Source organism: Litchfieldella rifensis (assembly GCF_042646605.1).
GTDB lineage: Bacteria > Pseudomonadota > Gammaproteobacteria > Pseudomonadales > Halomonadaceae > Litchfieldella > Litchfieldella rifensis.
Window position 1 is genome coordinate 213,418 of the sequence record NZ_JBHRUG010000017.1, and the last position, 22,878, is coordinate 236,295.

General features: G+C 64.0%; 22 protein-coding genes. 8 read left to right on the top strand and 14 right to left on the bottom strand.

The window, feature by feature from the left end:
- Positions 1-37 precede the first annotated feature (37 nt).
- The 3 genes from gatB to gatC all read right to left on the bottom strand — a co-directional run bounded on the left by gatB (position 38) and on the right by gatC (position 3,338).
- Positions 38-1,489: an Asp-tRNA(Asn)/Glu-tRNA(Gln) amidotransferase subunit GatB gene (gatB, locus tag ACFOEV_RS08065; RefSeq protein ID WP_386773066.1), complete on the bottom strand. Its 1,452-nt coding sequence runs from the start codon at positions 1,487-1,489 to the stop codon at positions 38-40.
- Positions 1,489-2,964, bottom strand: a complete 1,476-nt coding sequence (gene gatA / locus ACFOEV_RS08070; protein WP_386772661.1) for an Asp-tRNA(Asn)/Glu-tRNA(Gln) amidotransferase subunit GatA — start codon at positions 2,962-2,964, stop codon at positions 1,489-1,491. Before gatA ends, gatB begins: the two co-directional genes overlap by 1 nt.
- Before the next feature lie 86 nt (positions 2,965-3,050).
- Entirely contained in the window at positions 3,051-3,338 is a 288-nt protein-coding gene (gene gatC / locus ACFOEV_RS08075; RefSeq protein WP_386772663.1) for an Asp-tRNA(Asn)/Glu-tRNA(Gln) amidotransferase subunit GatC, read from the bottom strand.
- A 190-nt stretch (positions 3,339-3,528) separates the two neighbouring features.
- Between gatC and ACFOEV_RS08080 the strand changes: the two genes are divergently transcribed.
- From ACFOEV_RS08080 to tldD, 7 genes are all read left to right on the top strand, one after another.
- A complete protein-coding gene (locus tag ACFOEV_RS08080) occupies positions 3,529-4,566 on the top strand; it encodes a rod shape-determining protein (protein ID WP_386772665.1) in 1,038 nt (345 codons plus the stop codon).
- Between the two features lie 75 nt (positions 4,567-4,641).
- Positions 4,642-5,502 carry a rod shape-determining protein MreC gene (gene mreC / locus ACFOEV_RS08085; protein WP_386772667.1) on the top strand — a complete coding sequence of 287 codons (861 nt, stop codon included), beginning with the start codon at positions 4,642-4,644 and terminating at the stop codon, positions 5,500-5,502.
- The gene (mreD, locus tag ACFOEV_RS08090; RefSeq protein WP_386772669.1) at positions 5,502-5,996 is read left to right on the top strand and encodes a rod shape-determining protein MreD; all 495 of its coding nucleotides are present in this window, start codon (positions 5,502-5,504) and stop codon (positions 5,994-5,996) included. Before mreC ends, mreD begins: the two co-directional genes overlap by 1 nt.
- A gap of 34 nt (positions 5,997-6,030) precedes the next feature.
- Positions 6,031-6,612: a Maf family protein gene (locus ACFOEV_RS08095; RefSeq protein ID WP_386772671.1), complete on the top strand. Its 582-nt coding sequence runs from the start codon at positions 6,031-6,033 to the stop codon at positions 6,610-6,612.
- A 32-nt stretch (positions 6,613-6,644) separates the two neighbouring features.
- Positions 6,645-8,108, top strand: a complete 1,464-nt coding sequence (gene rng, locus ACFOEV_RS08100) for a ribonuclease G (protein ID WP_386772673.1) — start codon at positions 6,645-6,647, stop codon at positions 8,106-8,108.
- 4 nt (positions 8,109-8,112) lie between these two features.
- Complete coding sequence (locus tag ACFOEV_RS08105; RefSeq protein ID WP_386772675.1) at positions 8,113-12,012, top strand: YhdP family phospholipid transporter; 3,900 nt, start codon at positions 8,113-8,115, stop codon at positions 12,010-12,012.
- Positions 12,009-13,478, top strand: a complete 1,470-nt coding sequence (gene tldD, locus ACFOEV_RS08110; protein ID WP_386772677.1) for a metalloprotease TldD — start codon at positions 12,009-12,011, stop codon at positions 13,476-13,478. Before ACFOEV_RS08105 ends, tldD begins: the two co-directional genes overlap by 4 nt.
- 119 nt (positions 13,479-13,597) lie before the next feature.
- Here tldD and yjgA read toward each other — a convergent pair whose 3' ends face one another.
- Positions 13,598-14,119 (bottom strand): ribosome biogenesis factor YjgA, encoded by a 522-nt coding sequence (gene yjgA / locus ACFOEV_RS08115; protein ID WP_386772680.1) that lies wholly within the window; start codon positions 14,117-14,119, stop codon positions 13,598-13,600.
- Between the two features lie 96 nt (positions 14,120-14,215).
- Here yjgA and pmbA point away from each other — a divergent pair, with 96 nt between their 5' ends.
- On the top strand, positions 14,216-15,556 hold the full coding sequence (pmbA, locus tag ACFOEV_RS08120) for a metalloprotease PmbA (RefSeq protein WP_386772682.1): 1,341 nt from the start codon (positions 14,216-14,218) through the stop codon (positions 15,554-15,556).
- Between the two features lie 100 nt (positions 15,557-15,656).
- Here pmbA and ACFOEV_RS08125 read toward each other — a convergent pair whose 3' ends face one another.
- The 10 genes from ACFOEV_RS08125 to ACFOEV_RS08170 all read right to left on the bottom strand — a co-directional run bounded on the left by ACFOEV_RS08125 (position 15,657) and on the right by ACFOEV_RS08170 (position 22,874).
- Positions 15,657-15,926: an HPr family phosphocarrier protein gene (locus ACFOEV_RS08125; protein ID WP_386772684.1), complete on the bottom strand. Its 270-nt coding sequence runs from the start codon at positions 15,924-15,926 to the stop codon at positions 15,657-15,659.
- A gap of 3 nt (positions 15,927-15,929) precedes the next feature.
- Positions 15,930-16,841, bottom strand: a complete 912-nt coding sequence (gene rapZ, locus ACFOEV_RS08130) for an RNase adapter RapZ (protein ID WP_386772686.1) — start codon at positions 16,839-16,841, stop codon at positions 15,930-15,932.
- 107 nt (positions 16,842-16,948) lie between these two features.
- A complete protein-coding gene (gene ptsN / locus ACFOEV_RS08135; protein ID WP_386772689.1) occupies positions 16,949-17,437 on the bottom strand; it encodes a PTS IIA-like nitrogen regulatory protein PtsN in 489 nt (162 codons plus the stop codon).
- Positions 17,438-17,444: 7 nt separating this feature from the next.
- Positions 17,445-17,753 carry a ribosome hibernation-promoting factor, HPF/YfiA family gene (gene hpf, locus ACFOEV_RS08140; protein ID WP_386772691.1) on the bottom strand — a complete coding sequence of 103 codons (309 nt, stop codon included), beginning with the start codon at positions 17,751-17,753 and terminating at the stop codon, positions 17,445-17,447.
- A gap of 114 nt (positions 17,754-17,867) precedes the next feature.
- Positions 17,868-19,277 (bottom strand): RNA polymerase factor sigma-54, encoded by a 1,410-nt coding sequence (locus ACFOEV_RS08145; RefSeq protein ID WP_386772693.1) that lies wholly within the window; start codon positions 19,275-19,277, stop codon positions 17,868-17,870.
- Between the two features lie 165 nt (positions 19,278-19,442).
- Positions 19,443-20,168 (bottom strand): LPS export ABC transporter ATP-binding protein, encoded by a 726-nt coding sequence (gene lptB, locus ACFOEV_RS08150; RefSeq protein ID WP_386772695.1) that lies wholly within the window; start codon positions 20,166-20,168, stop codon positions 19,443-19,445.
- A gap of 8 nt (positions 20,169-20,176) precedes the next feature.
- Positions 20,177-20,716, bottom strand: coding sequence for a lipopolysaccharide transport periplasmic protein LptA (gene lptA, locus ACFOEV_RS08155; RefSeq protein WP_386772697.1), 540 nt, complete (start codon positions 20,714-20,716; stop codon positions 20,177-20,179).
- Entirely contained in the window at positions 20,713-21,303 is a 591-nt protein-coding gene (lptC, locus tag ACFOEV_RS08160) for an LPS export ABC transporter periplasmic protein LptC (protein WP_386772698.1), read from the bottom strand. Before lptC ends, lptA begins: the two co-directional genes overlap by 4 nt.
- Before the next feature lie 5 nt (positions 21,304-21,308).
- On the bottom strand, positions 21,309-21,866 hold the full coding sequence (locus ACFOEV_RS08165; protein WP_386772700.1) for a KdsC family phosphatase: 558 nt from the start codon (positions 21,864-21,866) through the stop codon (positions 21,309-21,311).
- Positions 21,867-21,875: 9 nt separating this feature from the next.
- On the bottom strand, positions 21,876-22,874 hold the full coding sequence (locus ACFOEV_RS08170) for a KpsF/GutQ family sugar-phosphate isomerase (protein WP_386772702.1): 999 nt from the start codon (positions 22,872-22,874) through the stop codon (positions 21,876-21,878).
- Between the last annotated feature and the right edge of the window lie 4 nt (positions 22,875-22,878).

Sequence of the window (22,878 nt, forward strand, 5' to 3'; positions counted from 1 at the left end):
GGCGAGCCGTCGGTACCGCTTGTGACCATGGTCGACATCATTGCTGATCCAGTTTGGTCTTGAGCAGGGCATTGACCTGCTGGGGATTGGCGGTGCCGCGCGACGCCTTCATTACCTGGCCGACGAAATAGCCGATCATCTTGCCGCGCTTTTCCGGCTCGGCATCGCGGTACTGGGCGACCTGGACCGGGCTGTCGGCGATCACCTGGTCGACCATCGCTTCGATGGCCGCAGTGTCGGTGACCTGCTTCAGGCCCTTGGCCTCGATGATGGCGTCGGCACTCTCACCCTCGCCGTTCCACAGTGCCTGGAAGACCTGTTTGGCGGCCTTGCCGCTGATGGTGTCGTCGATCACGCGTGCGATCAGTTCGCCGAGCTGGGTCGCCGATATCGGGCTCTGGTCGATGCCGAGGTTTTCGCGATTCAAGGCGCCGGACAGCTCACCCTGGACCCAGTTGGCGGCCTGCTTGGCGTCGCTGCAGGTGTCCTTGACCGACTCGAAGTATTCGGCCATGGCACGGCTCGACGACAGTACGCCGGCGTCGTAGGCGGACAGGCCCAACTGGTCCTGGAAACGGGCGCGCTTCTCCGCAGGGAGTTCCGGCAGCGAGTTTCTCAGGTGATCGACATAGGCCTGATCGAGGACCACCGGCAGCAGGTCGGGGCAGGGGAAGTAACGGTAGTCGTTGGCTTGCTCCTTGATCCGCATGCTGCGGGTCTCGTCGAGCTCGGGATCGAACAGGCGCGTTTCCTGCACCACCTGGCCGCCGTCCTCGATCAACTCGATCTGGCGCTCGATCTCGAAGGCGATCGCACGCTCGACGAAACGGAAGGAGTTGACGTTCTTGATCTCGGCGCGGGTGCCGAATTCCGGTTGGCCCTGGGGGCGCACCGAGACGTTGACGTCACAGCGCATCGAGCCCTCGGCCATGTTGCCATCCGAGATGCCCAGGTAGGTGACGAGGGCATGGATGGCCTTGAGATAGGCGGCGGCTTCCTTGGCGCTGCGCATGTCGGGCTCGGAGACGATCTCCAGCAGCGGTGTGCCGGCACGGTTCAGGTCGATGCCGGTCATGCCGTGGAAGTCTTCGTGCAGTGACTTGCCGGCGTCTTCCTCGAGGTGAGCATGATGCACGCGGATGCGCTTGGTGCTGCCATCCTCGAGAGTGATCTCGACTTCCCCCGGGCCCACGATGGGGTGATACATCTGACTGGTCTGATAGCCCTTGGGCAGGTCGGGGTAGAAGTAGTTCTTGCGATCGAACACCGAGACCTCGGGAATCTCGGCGTTGATGGCCAGGCCGAACTTCACCGCCATGGCCACTGCGGCCTCATTCAGCACCGGCAGCACGCCGGGAAATCCCAGGTCCACGGCGCAGGCCTGGGAGTTGGGCTCGGCGCCGAACGCCGTGGAGGCGCCGGAGAAGATCTTCGAGCGGGTGGCGAGCTGGACATGGACTTCCAGGCCGATCACGGTTTCCCATTGCATCATGCACTCTCCTTGCCGAAGGCTGGCGTCTGACGGTGCCAGTCGGTGACCTGCTGGAACTGGTGGGCGACATTGAGGAGCTGCGGCTCGGCGAAATGCGGCCCCAGGATCTGTAGGCCGATCGGGCGGCCTTCGGTGGGGCGTGAAGTGGAGAAACCGACCGGTACGCTGATACCGGGAATGCCCGCCAGATTGATGGCAATGGTGTAGATATCCTGCAGATACATCGATACCGGGTCCTTCTTGGCGCCCAGGTCGAAGGCCGGCGTCGGCGAGGCCGGGCCCATCAGCACGTCGACGTCCTCGAAGACGTCGAGGAAGTCCTGGCGGATCAGACGCCGTACCTGCTGGGCCTTCTTGTAGTAGGCGTCGAAGAAGCCTTCCGACAGGGTGTGGGTGCCAATCATGATACGCCGCTTGACCTCCTCGCCGAAGCCCTCGGCGCGGGAGCGCTCATAGAGATCGATCAGGTCCGCGGGGGTGGCGCAGCGGTGACCGAAGCGCACGCCGTCGTATCGCGACAGGTTCGACGATGCCTCGGCCGGGGCGATCACATAATAGGCCGGAATGGCGTGGTGGGTGTGCGGCAGGCTGACCTCGCGAACCGACGCGCCCAGCGATTCGTAGACCTTGACCGCTTCGCGCACCGCGATGTCGACGGCAGGATCGAGGCCCTCGCCGAAATACTCCTTGGGCAGGCCAATCTTGAGCCCCGACAGCGAGGTGCCGAGCTCGCTCTGGTAGTCGGGCACGCCGCGTGCCACGCTGGTCGAATCACGCAGGTCGTGGCCGGCGATGGCACTCAGCAACAGGGCGCAATCCTCGGCTGAGCGGGCCATCGGCCCGGCCTGATCGAGGCTCGAGGCGTAGGCGACGATGCCGTAACGAGACACCCTGCCGTAGGTCGGCTTGAGGCCGGTAATACCGCAGAAGGCCGCCGGCTGACGGATCGAGCCGCCGGTGTCGGTGCCTAGTGCCGCCGGCACCAGGCCCGCGGCAACCGCGGCGGCGCTCCCGCCCGAGCTGCCGCCAGGCACCGCGGACAGGTCCCAGGGGTTTTTCACCGGTCCATAGAAGCTGTTCTCGTTGGAAGAGCCCATGGCGAACTCGTCCATGTTTGTCTTGCCCAGACTCACGGTGCCCGCGGCCTTGAGCTTCTCGACCACGGTGGCGTCATAGGGCGAGACGAAGTTGTCGAGCATCTTCGAGCCGCAACTAGTCTTCACGTCCCGGGTGCAGAAGATATCCTTCAACGCCAGCGGCAGGCCGCTCAGGGGACCGACATCGCCCCGGGCGCGGGCCCGGTCGGCGGCATCGGCGGCTGCCAGTGCCGACTCCGCCGTCACCGTGATGAAGCTGTTGAGCTGGCCGTCGAGGGTATCGATACGCCCTAGCAGGCTCTGGGTCAGTTCGCGACTGGAGAACTCGCCGGCGGCGAGTGCGGCGGCGAGTTCCGTCAAGGTCTTGTCATGCATGTGGAGGTCGGCTCCGGGTCAAGGCTTGTAGCGCAGTCCTGTCGGAAGACAGCTGGGGGCGATGGCTCATTCCGCTGTTTGTCCGGTCATTCCACGACGCGCGGTACCAGGTAGAGACCGTTTTCGACGGCCGGTGCGCAACGCTGGAAGCGGTCGCGCTGGTCGGTCTCGGTGACTTCGTCGGCGCGCAAGCGCTGGGTGGTATCCAGGGGATGGGCCAACGGAGCCACCCCCTCGGTATCGACGCCCTGAAGCTGGTCGACCATTTGCAGAATGCGCCCCAGGTCGTCGACATAGCGCGCGGCTTCGTCGTTGTCCAGGGCAAGCCGGGCGAGGTGCGCCGCCCGCTGCACGTGTGTGTGTTCAAGCGCCATGGCAGTGAGTTCCTCAAGCGTTGTGCGAGTCATGGGCCAGAGGGTGGCGGGTAGCCACGATCCCATGAATAACCGAAAAAGGTACCACATCTCGAGGCATCTGGCAGGCACTCTTGCTTGCCGCTTACCACCGGCGATGATACCGTTTGCATCCGCATAGGGTTCCGGTCTGGACAGGTGAAAGACTTCCATGTTTAAACGTTTGAGGGGGCTGTTCTCCAGCGATTTGTCGATCGACCTGGGCACGGCCAATACACTGATTTATGTTCGCGGTCGTGGCATCGTCCTCGACGAGCCTTCGGTCGTGGCGATTCGCCAGTCAGGCAACATGCGCAGCGTGGCTGCCGTGGGGGTCGACGCCAAGCGCATGCTGGGCCGTACCCCAGGCAACATCACGGCCATTCGCCCGATGAAGGACGGCGTGATTGCCGACTTCACCGTGACCGAGCAAATGCTCCAGCACTTTATCCGCAAAGTGCATCAGAGCACCTTCCTGACCCCGAGCCCTCGTGTGCTGGTCTGTGTGCCCTGCATGTCGACCCAGGTCGAGCGTCGCGCCATCAAGGAGTCTGCCGAAGGTGCCGGAGCCAGGGAAGTCTTTCTCATCGAAGAGCCGATGGCCGCGGCCATTGGTGCCGGCTTGCCGGTGGAGGAGGCCCAAGGCTCGATGGTCGTCGATATCGGTGGCGGCACCAGCGAGATCGCCATCATCTCGCTCAACGGAGTGGTCTATTCCGAGTCGATCCGTGTCGGTGGCGATCGCTTCGACGAAGCCATCACCGCCTATGTGCGCCGTCACTACGGTAGCCTGATCGGTGAGGCGACCGCCGAGCGGATCAAGGAAGAGATCGGCTGCGCCTACCCGGGAGGCGAACTGCGCGAGATCGATGTGCGTGGACGCAATCTGGCCGAGGGGATTCCGCGCAGTTTCACGCTCAGCTCCCACGAGATTCTCGACGCCTTGCAGGAAACCCTGGCTTCCATCGTCGCGGCGGTGAAGAGCGCCCTCGAACAGTCGCCACCGGAACTGGCTTCCGATATCGCCGAGCGTGGCCTGGTGCTGACCGGCGGGGGAGCCCTGTTGCGCGATCTCGACAAGCTGATCGCCGAGGAAACCGGCCTGCCGGTGATCGTTGCCGAGGATCCGCTGACCTGCGTGGCACGTGGCGGTGGCAAGGCGCTCGAGATGATCGACCAGCATACCTTCGAACTGCTATCCAGCGACTGACTCTTCGCTTGATTGTTTTCGGGGGGAACGCCTATCAAACCGCTGTTCTCGCACGGATCGGTGCCCGGCTATCGCATGCTGTTGTGTGCGATAGCGGCGTTTGCCTTGATGTTCGCCGAGGATCGATTTTCACGCATGGAAGATTTGCGGGCCCAGCTTTCCACGGTGGTGGCCCCCATCCAGTGGGTGGTCAGCGTGCCCAGCGACCTCCTGACATGGGCCTCGCTGGCACTCTCCGAGCAACGTGAACTGGTAGAAGAGAACCGCCGCTTGCGCGAACAGTTGCTGACCCTGTCGCATCGGGTGCAGCGCATGGCCAGCCTCACCGCCGAAAACGTACGCCTGCGTGAACTGCTGGATGCCGCCCGGCAGGACGATGTGCCCTATATCACCGCCGAACTGTTGTCACTGGATTCCGATCCCTTCACGCACCAGATGGTGGTCGATCGCGGGCGTCGCAATGGCGTGTATATCGGCCAGCCGGTGATGGATGCTTCGGGGCTGGTGGGGCAGGTCACTGCCGTGTCGGCATACTCCAGTCGAGTCTTGATGCTTGCCGATGCCAGTCATGCGATGCCGGTGCAGGTCAACCGCAATGGACTGCGCTTCGTTGTCCAGGGGACCGGGCGTTATAACGCCCTGGCGGTGATGCATGTCCCGGATACCGCCGATATCCGCGAAGGCGACCTGCTGACCTCCTCCGGGCTCGCGGGGCGCTTCCCGGTTGGCTATCCAGTGGCCAGGATAGTCGGGGTCGAGCATGACCCCGGCGAACCCTTCGCCCGAGTGACCGCAGAGCCGGTGGCCCAGTTGGAGCGCTCGCGCCACTTCCTGCTGCTGTTTCCGCCCCCGCCACTGGAGCAGGCCGATACGCAGCAGTTGTGGGACGAGACGTTCACGGTTCATGAGCCGCCGAACGTGAGGGGGGAGCCCTGATGGCCAACAAGAGCCCCGGCTTTCAAGGCATGCTGCTGATCTGGTCGAGCCTGTTGCTGGCCTTGTGCCTGCAAGTGATGCCGCTGGCCGATGTGTGGCTGATGTGGCGTCCCGACTGGCTGGGACTGATGCTGCTCTACTGGTGTGTGGCTGCACCACAGCGGGTCGGGGTCATGCACGGTTTCACGCTGGGGCTGCTGCTGGATCTGATCGAGGGGTCACCGCTGGGGCAGAATGCATTGACCTTGTCGCTGCTGGCCTTCCTGTGCGCTCTAGTATACCAGCGTCTGCGCGCCTACTCCCTGGTGCAGCAGGCGGTGCTGATCTTCGTCTTGCTGGGTATCGTGCAACTGGTCGAACAGTGGCTGCGCACGATATTCGGCCCCTTTTCCATTCATCTGGCTTTCCTGCTGCCGTCGTTGATAGGCGCGGCACTCTGGCCGTGGCTGTTCACCATGCTGCAGGCCTTGCGCCGGCGCCTGGCCGTGACATGAAAAGCCGCCAGTTCTTGTGCTATCGGGAGGCACCATGACCGCTACGTTGTGTCTGGCTTCCGCCTCGCCACGACGTCGCGAGTTGCTGGCGTCGATCGGTGTCGAGGTCGAGGTACGCCCCGTGGATGTCGACGAAACCGCCCGAGGCGGAGAGACACCCGCTCAGTACGTGACACGCCTGGCGCGGGACAAGGCCATGGCCGGAGTATGCCTGTCGTCACTGCCGGTGCTGGGCTCGGACACGGCGGTGGTGCATGCCGGGCGGATTCTCGGCAAGCCACGCGATCGGGCCCATGCCGCCGAGATGCTGGGTGCACTCTCGGGTTCGACCCATGAGGTGCTGACCGCCGTGGCGGTCAGTGGGCCGGTCGGCGTGCTCGAGTCCTGTGTCGCAACCCGTGTCAGCATGCGCGAGATCACCGCCGACGAGATCGACGCCTACTGGAGGACCGGAGAACCGGTGGACAAGGCCGGTGGCTATGCGATCCAGGGATTGGCGGCGGTGTTCGTATCCCGGATCGAGGGTAGCCATTCGGCGGTGGTGGGGTTACCGCTGTTCGAAACGGCCGCGCTGCTGCAACGCCAGGGCGTGCCGCTATGGATGGGTATGTCATAATGCCGGCATGAATTTTCAATAAGGAATCCCGCATGAGCGGTGAAGTACTGATCAACCTGACGCCGATGGAAACCCGCGTGGCGGTGGTCGAAAACGGCGTCCTCCAGGAAGCCTTTATCGAGCGCAGCCGGCGGCGGGGCATCGTCGGCAACATCTACAAGGGCAAGGTCGTGAGGGTGTTGCCAGGGATGCAGGCCGCCTTCATCGATATCGGCCTCGATCGGGCCGCCTTCATTCACGCGCATGAGGTCATGGCGCCCAATACCCCGGTCGACGAGCAGGTGTCGATCAGCCAACTGCTCAGCGAAGGACAGTCGCTGGTGGTGCAGGCCACCAAGGACCCTATCGGTTCCAAGGGGGCGCGCCTGACCACCCACCTCTCGGTCCCGTCGCGTTTTCTGGTCTATATGCCCGAGTCACCGCACAACGGCGTTTCTCAGCGCATCGAGGACGAGAACGAACGCGAGCGCCTGCGTGAGCTGGTCGAGGTCTGTCAGGCCGAGCAGGAGCTGGAGGTCACCGGGGGCTTCATCATTCGTACCGCCGCCGAAGGGGTGAGCAAGGACGAGCTCTTCGCCGACATGCATTTTCTGCTGCGCCTGTGGCGCAAGGTCAGCGAGCGCAAGGTCACCGCGCCGGCCGCCACTGTGATCTACGACGACCTGCCACTGTTCATCCGCACCCTGCGTGACGTCATGCGCGACGAGATCGAGAAGGTGCGCATCGATTCCCGCGAGAATTTCCTCAGGCTGGTCGATTTCGCTCGCGAGTTCATGCCCGGGACCGAGTCGCGCATCGAATATTATCCGGGCGAGCGGCCGATCTTCGATCTCTACAGTGTCGAGGACGAGATCCAGAAAGCGCTGGGCCGCAAGGTGCAGCTCAAGTCCGGTGGCTATCTGGTGATCGACCCGACCGAGGCGATGACCACCATCGACGTCAATACCGGCGGCTATGTGGGCCATCGCAATCTCGAGGAAACCATCTTCAAGACCAACCTCGAGGCGGCTACCGCCATCGCCAGGCAACTGCGGCTACGCAACCTGGGTGGCATCATCATCATCGATTTCATCGACATGGAAGACCCGGAACACCAGCGTCAGGTGCTGCGGGTGCTGGACAAGGCACTGGAGCGCGACCACGCCAAGACCAAGTGCACCGGCGTCACCGAGCTGGGGTTGGTGCAGCTGACCCGCAAGCGAACGCGTGAAAGCCTTGAACAGACGTTGTGCGAGCCTTGTCCAACCTGCAGCGGGCGCGGGACCCTGAAGACACCGGAAACGGTGTGTTACGAGATCTTCCGCGAGATCCTGCGCGAGGAACGAGCCTACAGCGCGGAAACCTACATGGTGCTGGCCTCTCAGGCGGTGGTCGATCGCTTGCTCGATGAAGAATCGGCGGCGGTAGCCGATCTGGAGATCTTCATCGGCAAGACCATCCGTTTTCAGGTCGAGGCGCACTACTCCCAGGAACAGTACGACATCGTATTGATGTGAGCCGATGAGCCCGTATCGCCTTCTGCTGCGCTGGGCCATGACGTTGTTGGCCGTCGGTCTGGCCCTGTTGGCCATGTTGATTCTGGCCTTGCGTCTGGCAGTCAGCCAGGTCGACGAGGTGCGTCCGCGTCTGGAGGCCTTGCTCTCCGAGCGCTTCAATGCCGATGTCAGCATGATGGAACTCGATGGCCATTGGTATGGCGCGGATCCGGCTCTGGTCCTCGGGGATCTGGCCGTCACCTCGCGTGCCGCGGGCAGGGAGCCGTTGCTCGAAGTCGAGGGTGCCAGGTTGCGCCTGGACAGCGTGGCGTCGCTGCGCGACGGTGTGCCGGTAGTCACCGATGCCCATGTCGAGGGGGTGACCATCCACCTCTATCAGACGCCCGAGCGCACCTGGCACTGGCCCTATCCCGCCGAGCTGCCCCCCGAACTCCAGCCGGATGTCGAATTCAATCTCGAGCGGCTCGACTACTGGGTCGGCATGTTGCTCCGTCAGCGGGTCGAGGTCGAGGATCTGCGCCTGGTCCTGCATGGTCGGGATCGACGGGTGGCGCTCGAGGCGCCGACCTTGCTGATGACCGGGGATCGCCGGCGAGCCCACTTGGAAGGCCAGGTGTTCGTCGAAGGGTATGAAGACGTCTCGCTGGAAGCGGTCCTGGAGATTCTGCCGGGGCGCCGGGGACTCAGTGATTTCAATGCCGCCCTGCAAGCGCGCATGGATGTTGCCAGCCTGGTGCGCCTGGCCGAGGTGCTCAGCCGCAACGATCCGGTACGCCTCGATCACGCCAGCGGAGAAGCGGTGCTGTGGGGGCGCTGGCAGCAGGGGGCGCTGGCCGATGCCCGACTCGACCTGAACATTCCCGAGCTGGCCATGAGTCACGATGAAACGAGACTCGCGCTCGAGGACATTCGCGCTCGTGGCCAATGGCTGCGCGGAGACGAGGGATGGCAGGCCTGGTTGAGCCTGCTGGGCGACGAGCCGGGGCTCGATCCCGCCGACGCCGAGCCGTTGGCGGAGGGCGGCGCGGGTCCGGCCTTGCCGCGCCACTGGCAGCTCGAGGGCGATGGCGAGGGCTGGCGGCTCAAGAGCAGTGCCTTCGATCTGGCGGCGTTGGCGGCTTGGCGGGACCGCCTGCCGCTGCCCGAGCGATTCGCACGGCTACTGGACGCCCTGCAACCGAGTGGCCAGGTAGCGGGATTCTCCCTGGAACATCGGGGCGGGCGCTGGCAATCGCGAGCGGCCTTGCAGGCAGTCGAGGTTTCCCCCTGGGAGAGCGCTCCCGGCGGTGGCCCCCTGGATGCCTGGGTCGAAGCCGAGGATCTGGAGGGTCGCGTGGAGTTCGTCGGCATCGACGACCCGCGACTGCATTTTCCCAAGCTGTTCACGGGGCCCATGGACCTGGCGTCCGCCCGGGGCGAGGTGACCTGGGCCTACGAGGACAAACGCGCCAGGGTCGAGGGAAAGGCATTGGAAGCCAATTGGCGAGGGGCGAAGGTACAGGGCAGTTTCGACCTCGAAACCGGCGCTGGCCGACCTGGTGAGTTGGGGCTCGACCTGGCCTTTCAGGACGTGAATGCTCTCGAGACGCCGCTGGTCGACTGGTTGCCGGTCGGCGCCTTGGGTGACGAACTCAACGCCTGGCTGGCCCAGGGAGTGGCGGGACGGGTTCCCGAAGGTCGCCTGAGTCTGCGTCTACCGCTGTCTAAGGACGTGCAGCCCGAGGACATCTCGCTCGATCTGGCACTCGAGGTCGAACAGGGCCACTTGCCGTTCGCCCCCGACTGGCCGGCGCTCGACAATGTGGCGGGGCGCCTGACGCTCGACGATCTGGATCTGGAGGCCCGGGTCGACCAGGCCGAGAGCCGGGGGCTGTGGGCACGGGAGGGGCACGTCAGCCTGGTCGATGAAGTGCTCGACGTGCAGGGTGAGGTGGGCGGTACCACCCAGGACCTGCTGTCCTACCTGCAGGCATTGCCGTTCATCGACCTGCAGGCGGATGACTGGGAGAGTCGCGGCGAGCTGGCCGGCAGTCTGGCGCTGTCATTGCCGCTGGCCGCGCCCGACACCATGACCCTCGATCTCGATACCGACGTCGATGTGCCCTCGCTCCGTTTCGCCCCCTTGGACCTGACCCTGAACGACATCAACGGTGAACTCGGTTATCGCCACCGCGACGCACAGGGCGAACTGACCGGTATGCTGGGGGCGCGAGTCTTCGAAGGCCCGATGCTGGCTCGCTTCGATACCGGGGAGCAGCAGGTGACGTTCGAGGGGCGGGCGCTGGCCAGGGGGGTGCTCGAATGGGCGAACCTGGATGGCCTGGATCCTGTGCTGACGGGGTATTTCCCTTATTCGGCGCGTTTGGCCCTGGACCAGGGCGCTCATCGGCTGCGTCTCGACAGCGATCTTGACGGCCTGGCGATCAACCTGCCATCTCCTTTCGGCAAGGCGTTCCAGGAGCGCACGCCGCTGTCGCTCGATGCCGATCTCGATGCCGGCAGGGTGGAGGCGACCCTGGCCGAGCGCATGCGGTTGCGCTGGCGGGCGTGGGGGCAGACCGGTCAGGGCCAGGTATGGCTGGAACAGTGGCCGGCAGCACCGCAATGGCCGGACAGCAGTGGTTGGGAAGTGAGTTGGCGTTCGCCACGCCTGGAGCCGCAGCGTTGGGCGTCGGCGCTGTCCGCCATCGGCCTGGGAGACTTCGATGTCGCCGGTCAGCAGACGCCGCGGGCCTTGCAGGCGATGCGGCTGGCCACCGACTGCCTGTATGTACGCCAGCACTGCGTGGGGTCGCTGTTTGCCAGTGCCTATCCGCAGGGCGGCTCACCAGGCGGCTGGCAACTGGATCTGGCCGGTAGCCTGCTGGAAGGCCGTGCCGAATATCGCCCCGAACTTGCCGGGCCGGGCCCCGGAAGTGCGAGTGCCGACAGTTCCGGGTTCGTCGGATCGGTTGGTACCGGGCCGATCGATATCACGTTGTCGCGACTGAATCTCGATGCCTTGCTGCCAGAGCCAAAAGCAGCCGCCGCAAGCCTGCTCGAAGAGATCGACGTGGCACCGCCACCGGCAGCCTTCCCCGCGTGGCTGGCCGGGCTGCCGGCCGGGCGTCTCCGGGTCGCCGATCTGGAGCGACACGGGCAACGTTTCGGGCCTCTCACCGCGAGATGGCGGGCCTCGCCCGAGCAACTGGTCGTGGCGCCACTGGGATTGACCCTTGGCGAGGTCTCGGCGCGCGGAGAGTTGGTGTGGGAAGCATCCGGTCCCGAGGCCAGCCTGACCCGCTCGCGGTTGTCCCTCGATGGTCGCGATCTGGGGACGGCCCTGGAACGCCTTGCACAGCCGATATCGATTCGCAACGAATCCACCGCCATCGATTCGCAGTTGGCCTGGCCCGGCGCCCCCTGGCAATTTGCCCTGCATCGTTCCCGGGGCAGCCTGGATATCGAACTGCGCAATGGGCGTTTCCGTTACCTCGATTCACCCTCGGCCAAGCTGATCGGCCTGCTCAACGTCGACAACCTGTTACGGCGCTTGCGGCTGGACTTCTCCGACGTGACGCGTCAGGGAACGGCCTTCGATCGTGTCACCGGTGCCGCTACGCTGTATGGTGGGGTTCTGGAAACCCGAGGACCCGTAGAGATCCAGGGCCCGGCCACATCCTTCTCTCTCGATGGCGATGTCGATCTGGTTCGCCGTGAACTCGATCAACATCTCGCGGTCACGGTACCATTGAGCCAGAATCTGCCATTGGCGGCAGTGGTCGCCGGGGCACCGGTGGTCGGGGGGGCTCTATGGATCGCGCATCGCCTGTTCGGTGGCGTGATCGACCGAGCCACACGAATTCACTACCGCGTGCGGGGTCCCTGGACCTCGCCGCAGATTTCTCTGGAAGGTGCCGAATGAACCAACAGACTGCTGATATTGCCGTTGATACCGTCCTCGACACCGCCGTGGCCACGCTGCTCGCGCCCGGCGGACTGAACCTGGCGGCGCTCGATGACGGCCTCGGTCAGGCATTGGGCCGTGGGGTGGATTTCGCCGATCTGTATTTCCAGCGCAGCTGGCACGAGAGCTGGGTACTGGAGGATGGCGAAGTCAAGGACGCCAGCTACAGCATCGATGGCGGTGTCGGGGTGCGCGCCATGGCCGGTGAGAAGACCGGCTTCGCCTATTCCAACCAGATTACCGCGGAGGCCCTGGCCGACACCGGGCGCACCGCAGCGGGGATCGCCCGCAGTGGTGACCGGCTGGCGGTAGCACCCTGTGTCGTGAGCCAGGCCCATGAACGCTACGCGGGGCGCGATCCATTGTCCGGTCTCTCGGCCGAGGACAAGATCGCCATGCTCAAGGAGGCCGATCGCGTGGCGCGGGCCCAGGATCCGGCGGTCAGCCAGGTCAGCGCCTCGCTGACCGGTGAGTACGAAGTGGTATTGGTGCGGGCCAGCGATGGCACCCTGGCGGCGGACCTTCGTCCCTTGGTGCGCTTGAATGTCAGTGTGATCGCCATACGCGGTGGTCGCCGTGAACGCGGCAGTGCCGGCGGCGGTGGTCGCTATGCCATGTCTCGTCTGCGCGACGAGGGAGTGGCGGAACGCTACGCCCGTGAAGCGGTGCGCCAGGCCCTGGTCAATCTGGAAGCCCGCGATGCGCCGGCCGGTCAGATGCCGGTGGTGCTGGGGGCCGGTTGGCCAGGGATCCTGCTGCATGAGGCGGTAGGCCATGGCCTGGAAGGCGACTTCAATCGCAAGGGCAGTTCGGCCTTCGCCGGGCGCATGGGGCAGCGGGTTGCCGCGCCGGGTGTCACGGTGGTCGACGACGCCACCCTGGCGGATCGCCGCGGCTCCATGACCATCGACGATGAAGGTACACCGGGCGCCTATACGCCATTGATCGAGGACGGTATCCTCACCGGCTATATGCAGGACAAGCTCAATGCGCGGCTGATGGGCATGGCCCCCACTGGCAATGCCCGGCGTGAATCCTATGCCCATATGCCGATGCCGCGCATGACCAATACCTACATGCTCGCCGGCCAGGATGATCCGGCCGACATCATCAGGAGCGTGAAACGCGGCCTGTATGCAGTGAGTTTCGGGGGCGGCCAGGTGGACATCACCTCGGGTAAGTTCGTGTTTTCGGCCAGCGAAGCCTACCTGATCGAGGACGGGCGCATTACCTCACCGGTCAAGGGAGCGACCCTGATCGGCAACGGCCCTGCGGCCATGGGACAGGTATCGATGATCGGCCACGACCTGGAACTGGATACCGGCATCGGCGTCTGTGGCAAGGAAGGCCAGGGTGTGCCCGTGGGGGTGGGCCAGCCGACGCTGAAACTGGATGAATTGACCGTTGGCGGCACGCAATCCTGACTGGATGAGCGGTAAGCTTGAAGCCGGAAGCTGGAAGAGAAACTCTGGCTTCGAGCTTCGAGCTTCGAGCTTCGAGCTTCGAGCTTCGAGCTTCGAGCTTCGAGCTTCGAGCTTCGAGCTTACAGGCCGGCAGTGTCGCGGATCAGCCTGAACAGTTTGCGCGCGTTGGCCGGCGGTTTGCCGCGCTTGCGTTCGCTCTTGGCGTTACGGATCAGTTGGCGCAGAGTCTGGCGATCGACGTCGGGGAATTCGGCAATAAAGGCCTCGAGTGCCTCGTCACCTTCATCGATCAGGCGCTCGCGCCATTTTTCCAGGCGATGGAAGGCATGGTCGCGGCGGAGCTTTTCCTGCTCGAATGCCTCGAAGGCTGCTTGAATGGCCTCGGTGTCTTCGCGACGCATCAGTTTACCGACGTACTGCATATGCCGCCGGCGACCTTCGTGAGAGCGGATGCGGCCAGTCTCCTCGACGGCGAAGCGCATGTCGTCGGATAGTGGTAGCCTGGCGCGTTCGGCCTCCGAGAGGGCGATGATCTTTTCGCCCAGGTCCTGCAGGGCTTGCATTTCTCGCTTGCGCTGGGACTTGCTCGGCCGGTCTTCGTGCGAGGCGGATGTATCGTCGGCGGGGGTGTCGAAAGACATGCCATTACCATATGAGCTGGGGAATGTGAGGCGAGTATACCAGCCTGCCCGGCCTCGATCAGACAACAGACAGATTATCCTGGCAAGGAGACAACCATGACACAGGCGTTCGATGCCGCAAGCCAGCAGTCGCTGCTGGAGACCCGCGCGCAGGCTGCTTTGGAAGAGGCCCGTCGGCTGGGAGCCGATGCCTGCGAGATCGGGGCCAGCGTCGATCAGGGCATCGGGGTCAGCGTGCGCCTTGGTGAGGTGGAAAGCGTCGAACTGTCCCGTGATCAGGGCATCGCGGTGACTGTCTACATCGGCAAGCGTAAAGGCTCGGCGTCGTCCACCGATGCCAGCGAGGCATCGGTTCGGGCGGCGGTGGAGCAGGCCATGGCGATCGCCCGACATACCGGCGAGGATCCGGCTTCGGGTCTGGCACCGGCCGAAATGATGGCACGCAAGATCCCCGATCTCGATGTCCATCATCCCTGGGCCCTGTCCACCGACGAGGCCATCGAGCTGGCGCTGACCTGCGAGGATGCCGGCCGCCGGGTAGCGGGCATCAGCAATTCCGAGGGCGCGAGTCTGTCCAGTGGCGAGGGGGTGAGGGTATACGCCAATAGCCACGGCTTCCTCGGTAGCCAGTGCGGGAGTCGCCATTCGCTGTCGTGCATGCTGATCGCCGAAGATGCCTCGGGCATGCAGCGCGATTACGACTATACCAGTGAGCGCGACCCCAAGCGTCTCGCGCGAGCCGAGGACATCGGCGCGTCGGCGGCCGAGCGTACCCTGCGCCGACTCGGGGCCAGGCGTCCGGTGACAGGGCGGATGCCGGTGCTGTTCGATCCCGCTCTGGCCAGTGGTCTGATTGGCCATTTGCTGAGCGCCATCGCCGGTGGTGCCTTGTATCGTCAGGCATCATTCTTGTGCGATCGTCTTGGCGAGCCGCTGTTTCCCGACTGGTTCTCGCTAGGCGAGAAGCCCCTCGAGCCGGGAGCCATGGCCAGCGCAGCCTTCGACAATGAGGGCGTCTATACCCGTGACAATGTGTTCATCGACCGGGGGCGGCTGGCCAGCTATATGCTCTCGGCCTACAGCGCACGGCGCCTGGGTCTGGAAACCACCGGCAATGCCGGTGGGGCGCGCAATGTGCGCCTCCAGGCGCCACTGTCCTCGCGCCAGGACCTGCTGGCGAAGATGGGGCGTGGTGTGCTGGTCACCGAGTTGATGGGGCAGGGCGTCAACAGCGTGACTGGCGACTATTCTCGCGGTGCGGCGGGTTTCTGGGTCGAGGGTGGCCAGGTCCAGTACCCGGTGGAGGAGTTCACCATTGCCGGTAGCCTCCAGGCGATGTTCGCGGGTCTCATCGGGGTTGGCGACGATATCGATACCCGTGGCAGCGTACATTCGGGGAGCTGGCTGGTCGACGAAATGACCGTGGCGGGCTCATGATCCCCTACGGAGAGCTATAAGCTTTAAGCTGTAAGAAGCAAACGCCTTGTCTTATCAGGGTATTGTTGAGGCATTTTAGCTTACGGCTTACGGCTCGCCGTCAAACCTCTTCATCGAAGCGGGCCTCGACGAGCGACTCCAGGGCGTTGAGGACCGCTTCGGCATCCTCGCCTTCGGCGGTGACGGTCAGCACGCTGCCGCAGGGTGCGGCTAGCATCAGCAGGGACATGATATTGGTGGCATCGGCGTCGCGTCCCTGGTGAGAGACGGTGACACTGGCCCGATGCTGCTGGCAGCACTGGACGAGTCGTGTGGCCGCTCTGGCATGAAGTCCGCGCTTGTTGATCAGGGTCAGCTCACGACTCAGCATGCGTCAGGGGGCCTCGTCGTGCTGGGGCTCGGAGGGCGAAGGTGCAATGGCGGTATGAATGCCCAATTCACGATGACGTAGCCTGACACCCGGGTAGTCGGTGGCAAAATGGCGAGCCAGTCGCTCGGCGAGATAGACCGAACGGTGCTGGCCGCCGGTGCAGCCGATGGCCACGGTGACATAGCTGCGATGGCAGGCCTGATAGGCGGGCAACCAGCGTTCGAGCCAGGCGCTGATGTCGTGAGCCATGTCAACGACATCGGGATAGCGTTCGAGAAACTCGACGATTTCGGTATCGCGTCCGTTGAACTGACGCAGTCGCGGATCCCAGTAGGGGTTGGGCAGGCAGCGAGCATCGAAGACGGTGTCGGCGTCTAGAGGGACGCCGCGTTTGAAGCCGAAGGATTCGAAGGTCAGGGTCAGTTGCCGGTCGGTGTGTTGGGCGACCTGCTCGGCGATACGCCCGCGCAGCTCATGGACCGACAGGCGTGAGGTATCGATGACCAGGTCCGCCAGATCGCGAATCTCGGCCAGGGCCTGTTCTTCGGAATCGATGGCTTCGGCTAGGGTCATGTCGCTGTCCCGGGTTAGCGGATGACGTCGCCGTGTCGCCGAGTAACGTTCGAGCAGAATCTTGGCTTCGGTGGTCAGGTACACGACCTGGCAGTCGACCCCTTTGCGGTCCACGGCCTCCAGTAGTGTGGGGAAGCGACGCAAGGCACCGGGCAGATTGCGCGCATCGATGCTGACAGCAACCGATGAGCGCTGCGTTTCGCCGTCTTGAAGCTCGTTCAGCAGCGACCCCAGCAGCATGGCAGGTAGATTGTCGATGGCGTAGAAGCCGAGATCCTCGAGCGCCTGCAAGGCAATGGACTTCCCCGAACCGGAGCGGCCGCTGATGATCACGAGCTGCATGGTCGTCTCCTGTGAGCGGGGTGAAAGGGTGAGCGTCATGGTGGTAGGCAGCGCACCGGCTGCCCATCCGAATGCTTGGACTGCGCTACGTTCAGACCGTGCCGGAGTCAGGCCATACCGGCTGCCGGGTCATTGTCCTGGCGACGAATGGCGTCGAGCAGAATGTCGTAGAGCTGTCGCTGGCTATCGCTCTTGCGCAGTCGCTGCCGAGTATCGGCGTCGTTCATCACGGCGGCGACTTGCCCAAGCAATGCCAGGTGTGTGTCATCGGCCTCTTCGGGGACCAGCAGCACGAACACCAGGTCCACGGGCTCACCATCCACGGCATCGAAGTCTATCGGCTCGGCGAGTTTGAGAAAGCCGGCCAGTGGTGCCTTGCAGTGGGGATCGCGGGCATGGGGAATGGCAACGCCGTTGCCGATCCCCGTGCTGCCGAGGCGCTCTCGTCCGATCAGGCGGCTGAATACCTCCTGGCTGTCGAGGCTGGGCGTATTCTGGGCGATGAAGGTGCTGAAGAATTCCAGCACCCGCTTCTTGCTTCCCCCGGGCACATCGAACAGGGTGCGCTCCGGGGGCAGAATGGCTTGCAGATTCATGGGCAGGTCAGCGGACACCGGCACCCTGGGCGCGGGCCTGTGCCTTTTCCTTGTGTTTGACCAGTTGCCGATCGAGCTTGTCGGCCAGGGCATCAATAGCAGCGTACATGTCACCGTCTTTGGCATCGGCGTGCAAATCAGCACCGGCAGCGTGCAATGTGCAAGCGGCTTGTTGGCGCTCCTTTTCGATCGAGAGGGTAACCTGGACTGTTGTGATGTTGTCGTAGTGTCGCTCTAGACGTGTGAGCTTTTCATTGACGTAGTCACGCAGTGCGTCGGTCAGTTCGACGTGATGGCCGGTGATATTGACTTGCATGGCACGCTCCTGTTCCTTGCGGATGTCGATTCGATTGTAACCCTTTTTGGCGCCCTGCAAACCCCCTGGCGCAGGGGGATTTCCATCGTTCGGATCCGGCTCGTCATTGCCCTGTCAAGACAGGCGTTTACGCTCGCTCGACGGAGGGATGCCCATGGCTTCACGGTACTTGGCCACTGTACGCCTGGCGACCTTGATGCCGCTGGCGGCGAGTGCCTCGACCAATTTGCTGTCGGATAGCGGTTTGCGCGACGGCTCCTCGCCGATCAGCTTTTTCAGGCGGGCACGGATGGCGGTGCTGGAGTGGGCGTCGCCTTCCTCGCCGCCGACGTGACTCGAAAAGAAGAACTTGAGTTCGAAGACACCGCGGGGGGTGTGGATGAACTTCTGGGTCGTGACACGAGAGATGGTCGACTCGTGCATGTCCACTGCCTGGGCAATATCGGCCAGCACCAGCGGTTTCATGGCGACTTCACCCTGCTCGAGGAAGTCGAGTTGACGTGACATGATCTCGCGCCCTACCCGCAACAGGGTATCGTTGCGGCTCGAAAGACTCTTCAACAGCCAGCGGGCCTCCTGCAGATGCTGCTTCATGAAGGTATTGTCGTCGCTCTTGTCGGCGCGCCTGATCAGTGCCGCATAGTCGGGCTGGATTCGCATGCGGGGCAGAGCATCGGCATTGAGCTCGATACGCCACCCCTCGGGGGTATGGCGCGCGATCAGGTCGGGGATCACGTAATCGCTGCCACTGTCATCGAAGGCCAGTCCGGGCCGCGGGTCCAGCGAGCGCACCAAGGCGATCACCGCATCGAGCTGATCGTCCTCCAGGCGCAAGCGGCGTTTGAGCAGCTTGCGATCATCGGCGGCCAGGGCATCGAGGAACTGGCGCACCAATCGCTTGGCCTGAGGCAGCAGCGGGATGTCGTCGGGCAGTGCGCCCAGCTGTAACAGCAGGCATTCGCGCAGTTCACGGGCGCAGACGCCGGTGGGTTCGAATTGCTGAAGATGCAGCAGCACCTGTTCGACGTCGGCACTCTTGAGGCTCGGCAGTCCCTGGTGGCGCAAGCCTTCGCAGAGGTCGTCAAGGTCGCTGTCGAGATAGCCGTTGTGATCCACGGCGTCGATCAGGCTTTCAGCGATCAGGCGTTCGCGGCTGCCCAGGTCGGTCATCGCCAATTGCCAGAGCAGGTGATCATGCAGGCTCTCACCGCTGGCATTGCGATCGAAGTCCGGGGCGTCGCCACCGGAGGCAGGTGCCATGTCCTGGTAGGTATCGGACCAGTCGCTGTCCACCGCCAGTTCACTGGGGATCTCACTGGCCCAGTCGTCCTCGGGCGTGTCGATGGTGTCCTGTTCGCCATAGCCGTCGTCGAGTTCCAGCATGGGGTTGGATTCCAGCGCCTGCTGGATTTCCTGGCGCAGGTCCAGCGTGGAAAGCTGCAGCAGAGCAATGGCCTGCTGAAGCTGCGGCGTCATGGTCAGCTGGGTGCCGATGCGAAGCTGCAACGAGGGTTTCATGGCCATGGCAAAATTTGCATCAGTGACAAATGAATCGACACGTTAGCCCGCTGCGAGAAACCTTGCAAGCGCTAATATAAGCAATAAACGTGCCACCCGCAATCCGCATGCCATAGCGGCTTGATAAGAAGAATATCAGCAGCTTGGTTGTGAATGAAGGGCCTGGACGGTTCAAAGGCGAAAGTCCTCGCCCAGATAGATGTCACGAACTTGCTGGTTCGCCAGAATGGCCGTGGCGTCGCCTTCGGCGATGATCTGGCCGTCGCCGACGATATAGGCGCGGTCACAGATGTCCAGCGTGTCGCGCACATTGTGGTCGGTGATCAGCACGCCGATACCGCGGCTCTTCAACTGGCGGATGATGCCCTTGATATCGCCCACCGAAATGGGGTCGACGCCGGCGAAGGGCTCATCGAGCAGGATGAAATCCGGTTCCGTTGCCAGCGCCCTGGCAATTTCCACGCGGCGTCGTTCGCCCCCGGACAGGCTCATCCCCAAGTTGTCGCGAATATGGGTGACATGGAACTCTTCGAGCAGTTCTTCGAGACGTGCTTGGCGTCCGGCGAGGTCGAGGTCGCGGCGGGTTTCGAGGATCGCCATGACGTTGTCGGCTACCGATAGCTTGCGAAAGATCGAGGCCTCCTGGGGCAGGTACCCGATCCCCGCTCGGGCACGCTCATGCATGGCGGCGCCGGAAAGATCGCGGTCGTCGATGAAGACCTTGCCGGCGTCGGCGCGGACCAGCCCGACGATCATGTAGAAGGAGGTGGTCTTGCCGGCCCCGTTGGGGCCCAGCAGACCGACGATATGGCTCTGATCGATGGTCAGGCTGATGTCCTGTACCACGCGGCGGCGCTTGTAGCTCTTGGCCAGATGTCGGGCGCTCAAGGTCTTCATGGGGGCCCTTATTGTTGCTCGGGGTTCAGGGTCATTCGCACACGTTGGCGTTCGCTGCCTTCGACCTCGGCGCGGGCCTGGACCGTGCGGCGGTCGAGATAGTATTCCACGTAGCCACCATCGAAAGTGTCGTGGCCCTGATGCAGCTCGGCCTGGTCGATCAGTTCCACGCGACGCTCGGCGGCATGATAGATGATCGTGCGACCCCAGCCGCGCACGACCGGCTCGTCGGGGGCCGGCTTCTGTTCGATGTAGGCGCGATCGCCGGTGGCGGTGGCTCGAGAGACCTCGCCGGCATCGTTGCGTTGAATCTCGACGCGCTCGCCAGTCAGCTGCATGCTGCCCTGCTGGATGTCCACGTCGCCGGTATAGATGGCGGTACCGGCACGGTCATCCAGTTCAAGGCGATCGGCCACGACTTCGATAGGGGCACTGGCGTCGCCCTCCAGTGCCTGGGCTGGCAGGGTGACGAGGGCCGCCAGGATGCCGGCCGTCAGCCAGCCAGGCCGCAAACCGAACCTGGGAAGCGGGCGGGAGAGATGCGTCATGGTGCTTGTTCCTCATCGCTGGCGGGCGGATGGAAGCCGCGCACATTGTCGGTCAGTTGCATGCGATCTTCCTCGATCCAGGCGTCGAAGCGATTGCCGCGAACCCATTGGGGCGGCTGTTGCAGCAACGACGGGGTTTCACTCCAGGCGTGACCGGAATCGGTGTTGACATGGAGGACTTCGGTGTCGAGCTGCCAGCCTTCATTCGGCGCATTGAGCCGTGCGTCGCCCTCCAGGGTCAAGAGGTTGCCGCCGGAGCTCAGGATCCCGACATCGCCGTGACCGAACCAGGTGCGACCGTCGTTATCGAAGAAGCGGGCCGTGGGTGTCTGGCTGCGGGTCACGTCATCCTGGGGAGTGTGAACCAGACGAGGAGTGTCGAGGCGCTGGTAGGCCTTGCCGCTGTCATCGAAGCGGGTCAGGCGCGCGTCTTCAAGATAATAATCCGGCTCGCCGGCCTCGTCACGCGGGACCGGCCCGGGGGGGCGAGGTTCACGGGCCTCGAACATCGCCAGTATCCCGCCTACGAGCAGTAGAATCAGCAACAGCCAGAGCTTGGGGGAGGGGCGTGGAAGTCGTAATGCCATGAGGCTCAGCGCTTGCCGTGCAAGTAAGTGTCGACAACGGCGCCCCAGTATCCCTGGGCTTCGAGCAAGGCATCGCAGATCTCGCGCACGGCGCCATGGCCGCCCTGGCGCTCGGTCGTCCAGTCGGCATGAGCACGGATATAGGCCGGTGCGTTGGGAACGCTGATGCCTAGCCCGGCGCGTTTGATGGCGGCCAGATCCGGCAGGTCGTCACCACAGTAGGCGACTTGTTCGAACTGCAGATCCAGGCGGGCGCACAGTTGGCGCAGGACATCGAGCTTGTCGTCGCTGCCTTGATGGACATGGTTGATGCCAAGGTCTGCGGCACGTCGGCTGACCATCGGTGAGTCGCGTCCAGTGATCAATGCCACCTCGAGGCCCGCCTGGCGCAGCAACTTGAGGCCATGACCGTCCTGAGTATGAAAGGCCTTGATTTCCACGCCATCGGCCTGGAAGTAGAGACGTCCGTCGCTGAGCACTCCGTCGACGTCCAGGGCCAGCAGGCGGATCTGGCGAGCGCGATCGACCAGACGTGGGTCGATGAGGGGGGAATCCAGGGTCATGGGGGCTCCTTAAATGACGCCGCTGGTCAATAGGTCGTGCATATGCAGGGCGCCGATCGGTCTGCCCTCGCCATCGACCACGGCCAGCGCGGTGATGCGGTTGTCTTCCATGACGCGTACTGCCTCGGCAGCCAACACGTCCGGGCCGATACGCTTGCCGGGGCGAGTCATCACGTCGTCGACCTTGAGGGCGCGCAGGTCGCCATGCTGGTCGAGGGTACGCCGCAGGTCGCCGTCGGTATAGACCCCGGCGAGCAGGCCATCGGCGTCGACCACGCAGGTAAAGCCCAAGCCCTGACGCGTGATCTCGAGCAGGGCATCGCGCAAGGAGCTGCCCAGCGGCACGCTGGGTAGGCGATCGTCCCGGTGCATCAGGTCGCTGACCTTGAGCAGCAGGCGGCGGCCCAGGCTGCCCCCGGGATGTGACAGGGCGAAGTCCTCGGCAGTGAAGCCGCGGGCCTCCAGCAGTGCCACCGCCAGTGCATCGCCTAGCGCCAGGGCGGCGGTGGTCGAGGAGGTGGGGGCCAGATCCAAGGGACAGGCTTCGCGTTCGACGCCGGCGTCCAGATGAACGTCGGCGTGCATTGCCAATGTGGAGCCCGGGCGGCCCGTCATGCTGATCAGTGGCGTTCCCATGCGTTTGAGCAGCGGCAGCAGCGCGGTGACCTCGCTGGTTTCTCCGGAGTTCGATAGCGCAAGTACCACGTCACCGGGCGTGATCATGCCCAGGTCGCCGTGGCTGGCTTCGCCGGGATGGACGAAGAAGGCCGGCGTGCCGGTACTGGCCAGCGTGGCGGCGATCTTGCCGGCGATATGGCCGGACTTGCCCATGCCTGTGACGACGATGCGCCCCTGGCAGGCAAGCATCAGTTCGCAGGCGCGGTCGAAGTCCGTGCACAACTTGGCGGCCAAGGCGACGATGGCCTGCTGTTCCAGGTGCAGGGTGCGACGCGCACTGGCGCGAAAGGGGGAATCCTGATCGTGGGTCATGGAGGCGTCATTGGTCATGGGT

What these genes read in the sequence shown, in the direction of transcription:
- gatB (WP_386773066.1), bottom strand. Translation starts at nt 1,489, where the DNA reads ATGCAATGGGAAACCGTGATCGGCCTGGAAGTCCATGTCCAGCTCGCC.
- gatA (WP_386772661.1), bottom strand. Translation starts at nt 2,964, where the DNA reads ATGCATGACAAGACCTTGACGGAACTCGCCGCCGCACTCGCCGCCGGC.
- gatC (WP_386772663.1), bottom strand. Translation starts at nt 3,338, where the DNA reads ATGGCGCTTGAACACACACACGTGCAGCGGGCGGCGCACCTCGCCCGG.
- ACFOEV_RS08080 (WP_386772665.1), top strand. Translation starts at nt 3,529, where the DNA reads ATGTTTAAACGTTTGAGGGGGCTGTTCTCCAGCGATTTGTCGATCGAC.
- mreC (WP_386772667.1), top strand. Translation starts at nt 4,642, where the DNA reads ATGCTGTTGTGTGCGATAGCGGCGTTTGCCTTGATGTTCGCCGAGGAT.
- mreD (WP_386772669.1), top strand. Translation starts at nt 5,502, where the DNA reads ATGGCCAACAAGAGCCCCGGCTTTCAAGGCATGCTGCTGATCTGGTCG.
- ACFOEV_RS08095 (WP_386772671.1), top strand. Translation starts at nt 6,031, where the DNA reads ATGACCGCTACGTTGTGTCTGGCTTCCGCCTCGCCACGACGTCGCGAG.
- rng (WP_386772673.1), top strand. Translation starts at nt 6,645, where the DNA reads ATGAGCGGTGAAGTACTGATCAACCTGACGCCGATGGAAACCCGCGTG.
- ACFOEV_RS08105 (WP_386772675.1), top strand. Translation starts at nt 8,113, where the DNA reads ATGAGCCCGTATCGCCTTCTGCTGCGCTGGGCCATGACGTTGTTGGCC.
- tldD (WP_386772677.1), top strand. Translation starts at nt 12,009, where the DNA reads ATGAACCAACAGACTGCTGATATTGCCGTTGATACCGTCCTCGACACC.
- yjgA (WP_386772680.1), bottom strand. Translation starts at nt 14,119, where the DNA reads ATGTCTTTCGACACCCCCGCCGACGATACATCCGCCTCGCACGAAGAC.
- pmbA (WP_386772682.1), top strand. Translation starts at nt 14,216, where the DNA reads ATGACACAGGCGTTCGATGCCGCAAGCCAGCAGTCGCTGCTGGAGACC.
- ACFOEV_RS08125 (WP_386772684.1), bottom strand. Translation starts at nt 15,926, where the DNA reads ATGCTGAGTCGTGAGCTGACCCTGATCAACAAGCGCGGACTTCATGCC.
- rapZ (WP_386772686.1), bottom strand. Translation starts at nt 16,841, where the DNA reads ATGCAGCTCGTGATCATCAGCGGCCGCTCCGGTTCGGGGAAGTCCATT.
- ptsN (WP_386772689.1), bottom strand. Translation starts at nt 17,437, where the DNA reads ATGAATCTGCAAGCCATTCTGCCCCCGGAGCGCACCCTGTTCGATGTG.
- hpf (WP_386772691.1), bottom strand. Translation starts at nt 17,753, where the DNA reads ATGCAAGTCAATATCACCGGCCATCACGTCGAACTGACCGACGCACTG.
- ACFOEV_RS08145 (WP_386772693.1), bottom strand. Translation starts at nt 19,277, where the DNA reads ATGGCCATGAAACCCTCGTTGCAGCTTCGCATCGGCACCCAGCTGACC.
- lptB (WP_386772695.1), bottom strand. Translation starts at nt 20,168, where the DNA reads ATGAAGACCTTGAGCGCCCGACATCTGGCCAAGAGCTACAAGCGCCGC.
- lptA (WP_386772697.1), bottom strand. Translation starts at nt 20,716, where the DNA reads ATGACGCATCTCTCCCGCCCGCTTCCCAGGTTCGGTTTGCGGCCTGGC.
- lptC (WP_386772698.1), bottom strand. Translation starts at nt 21,303, where the DNA reads ATGGCATTACGACTTCCACGCCCCTCCCCCAAGCTCTGGCTGTTGCTG.
- ACFOEV_RS08165 (WP_386772700.1), bottom strand. Translation starts at nt 21,866, where the DNA reads ATGACCCTGGATTCCCCCCTCATCGACCCACGTCTGGTCGATCGCGCT.
- ACFOEV_RS08170 (WP_386772702.1), bottom strand. Translation starts at nt 22,874, where the DNA reads ATGACCAATGACGCCTCCATGACCCACGATCAGGATTCCCCCTTTCGC.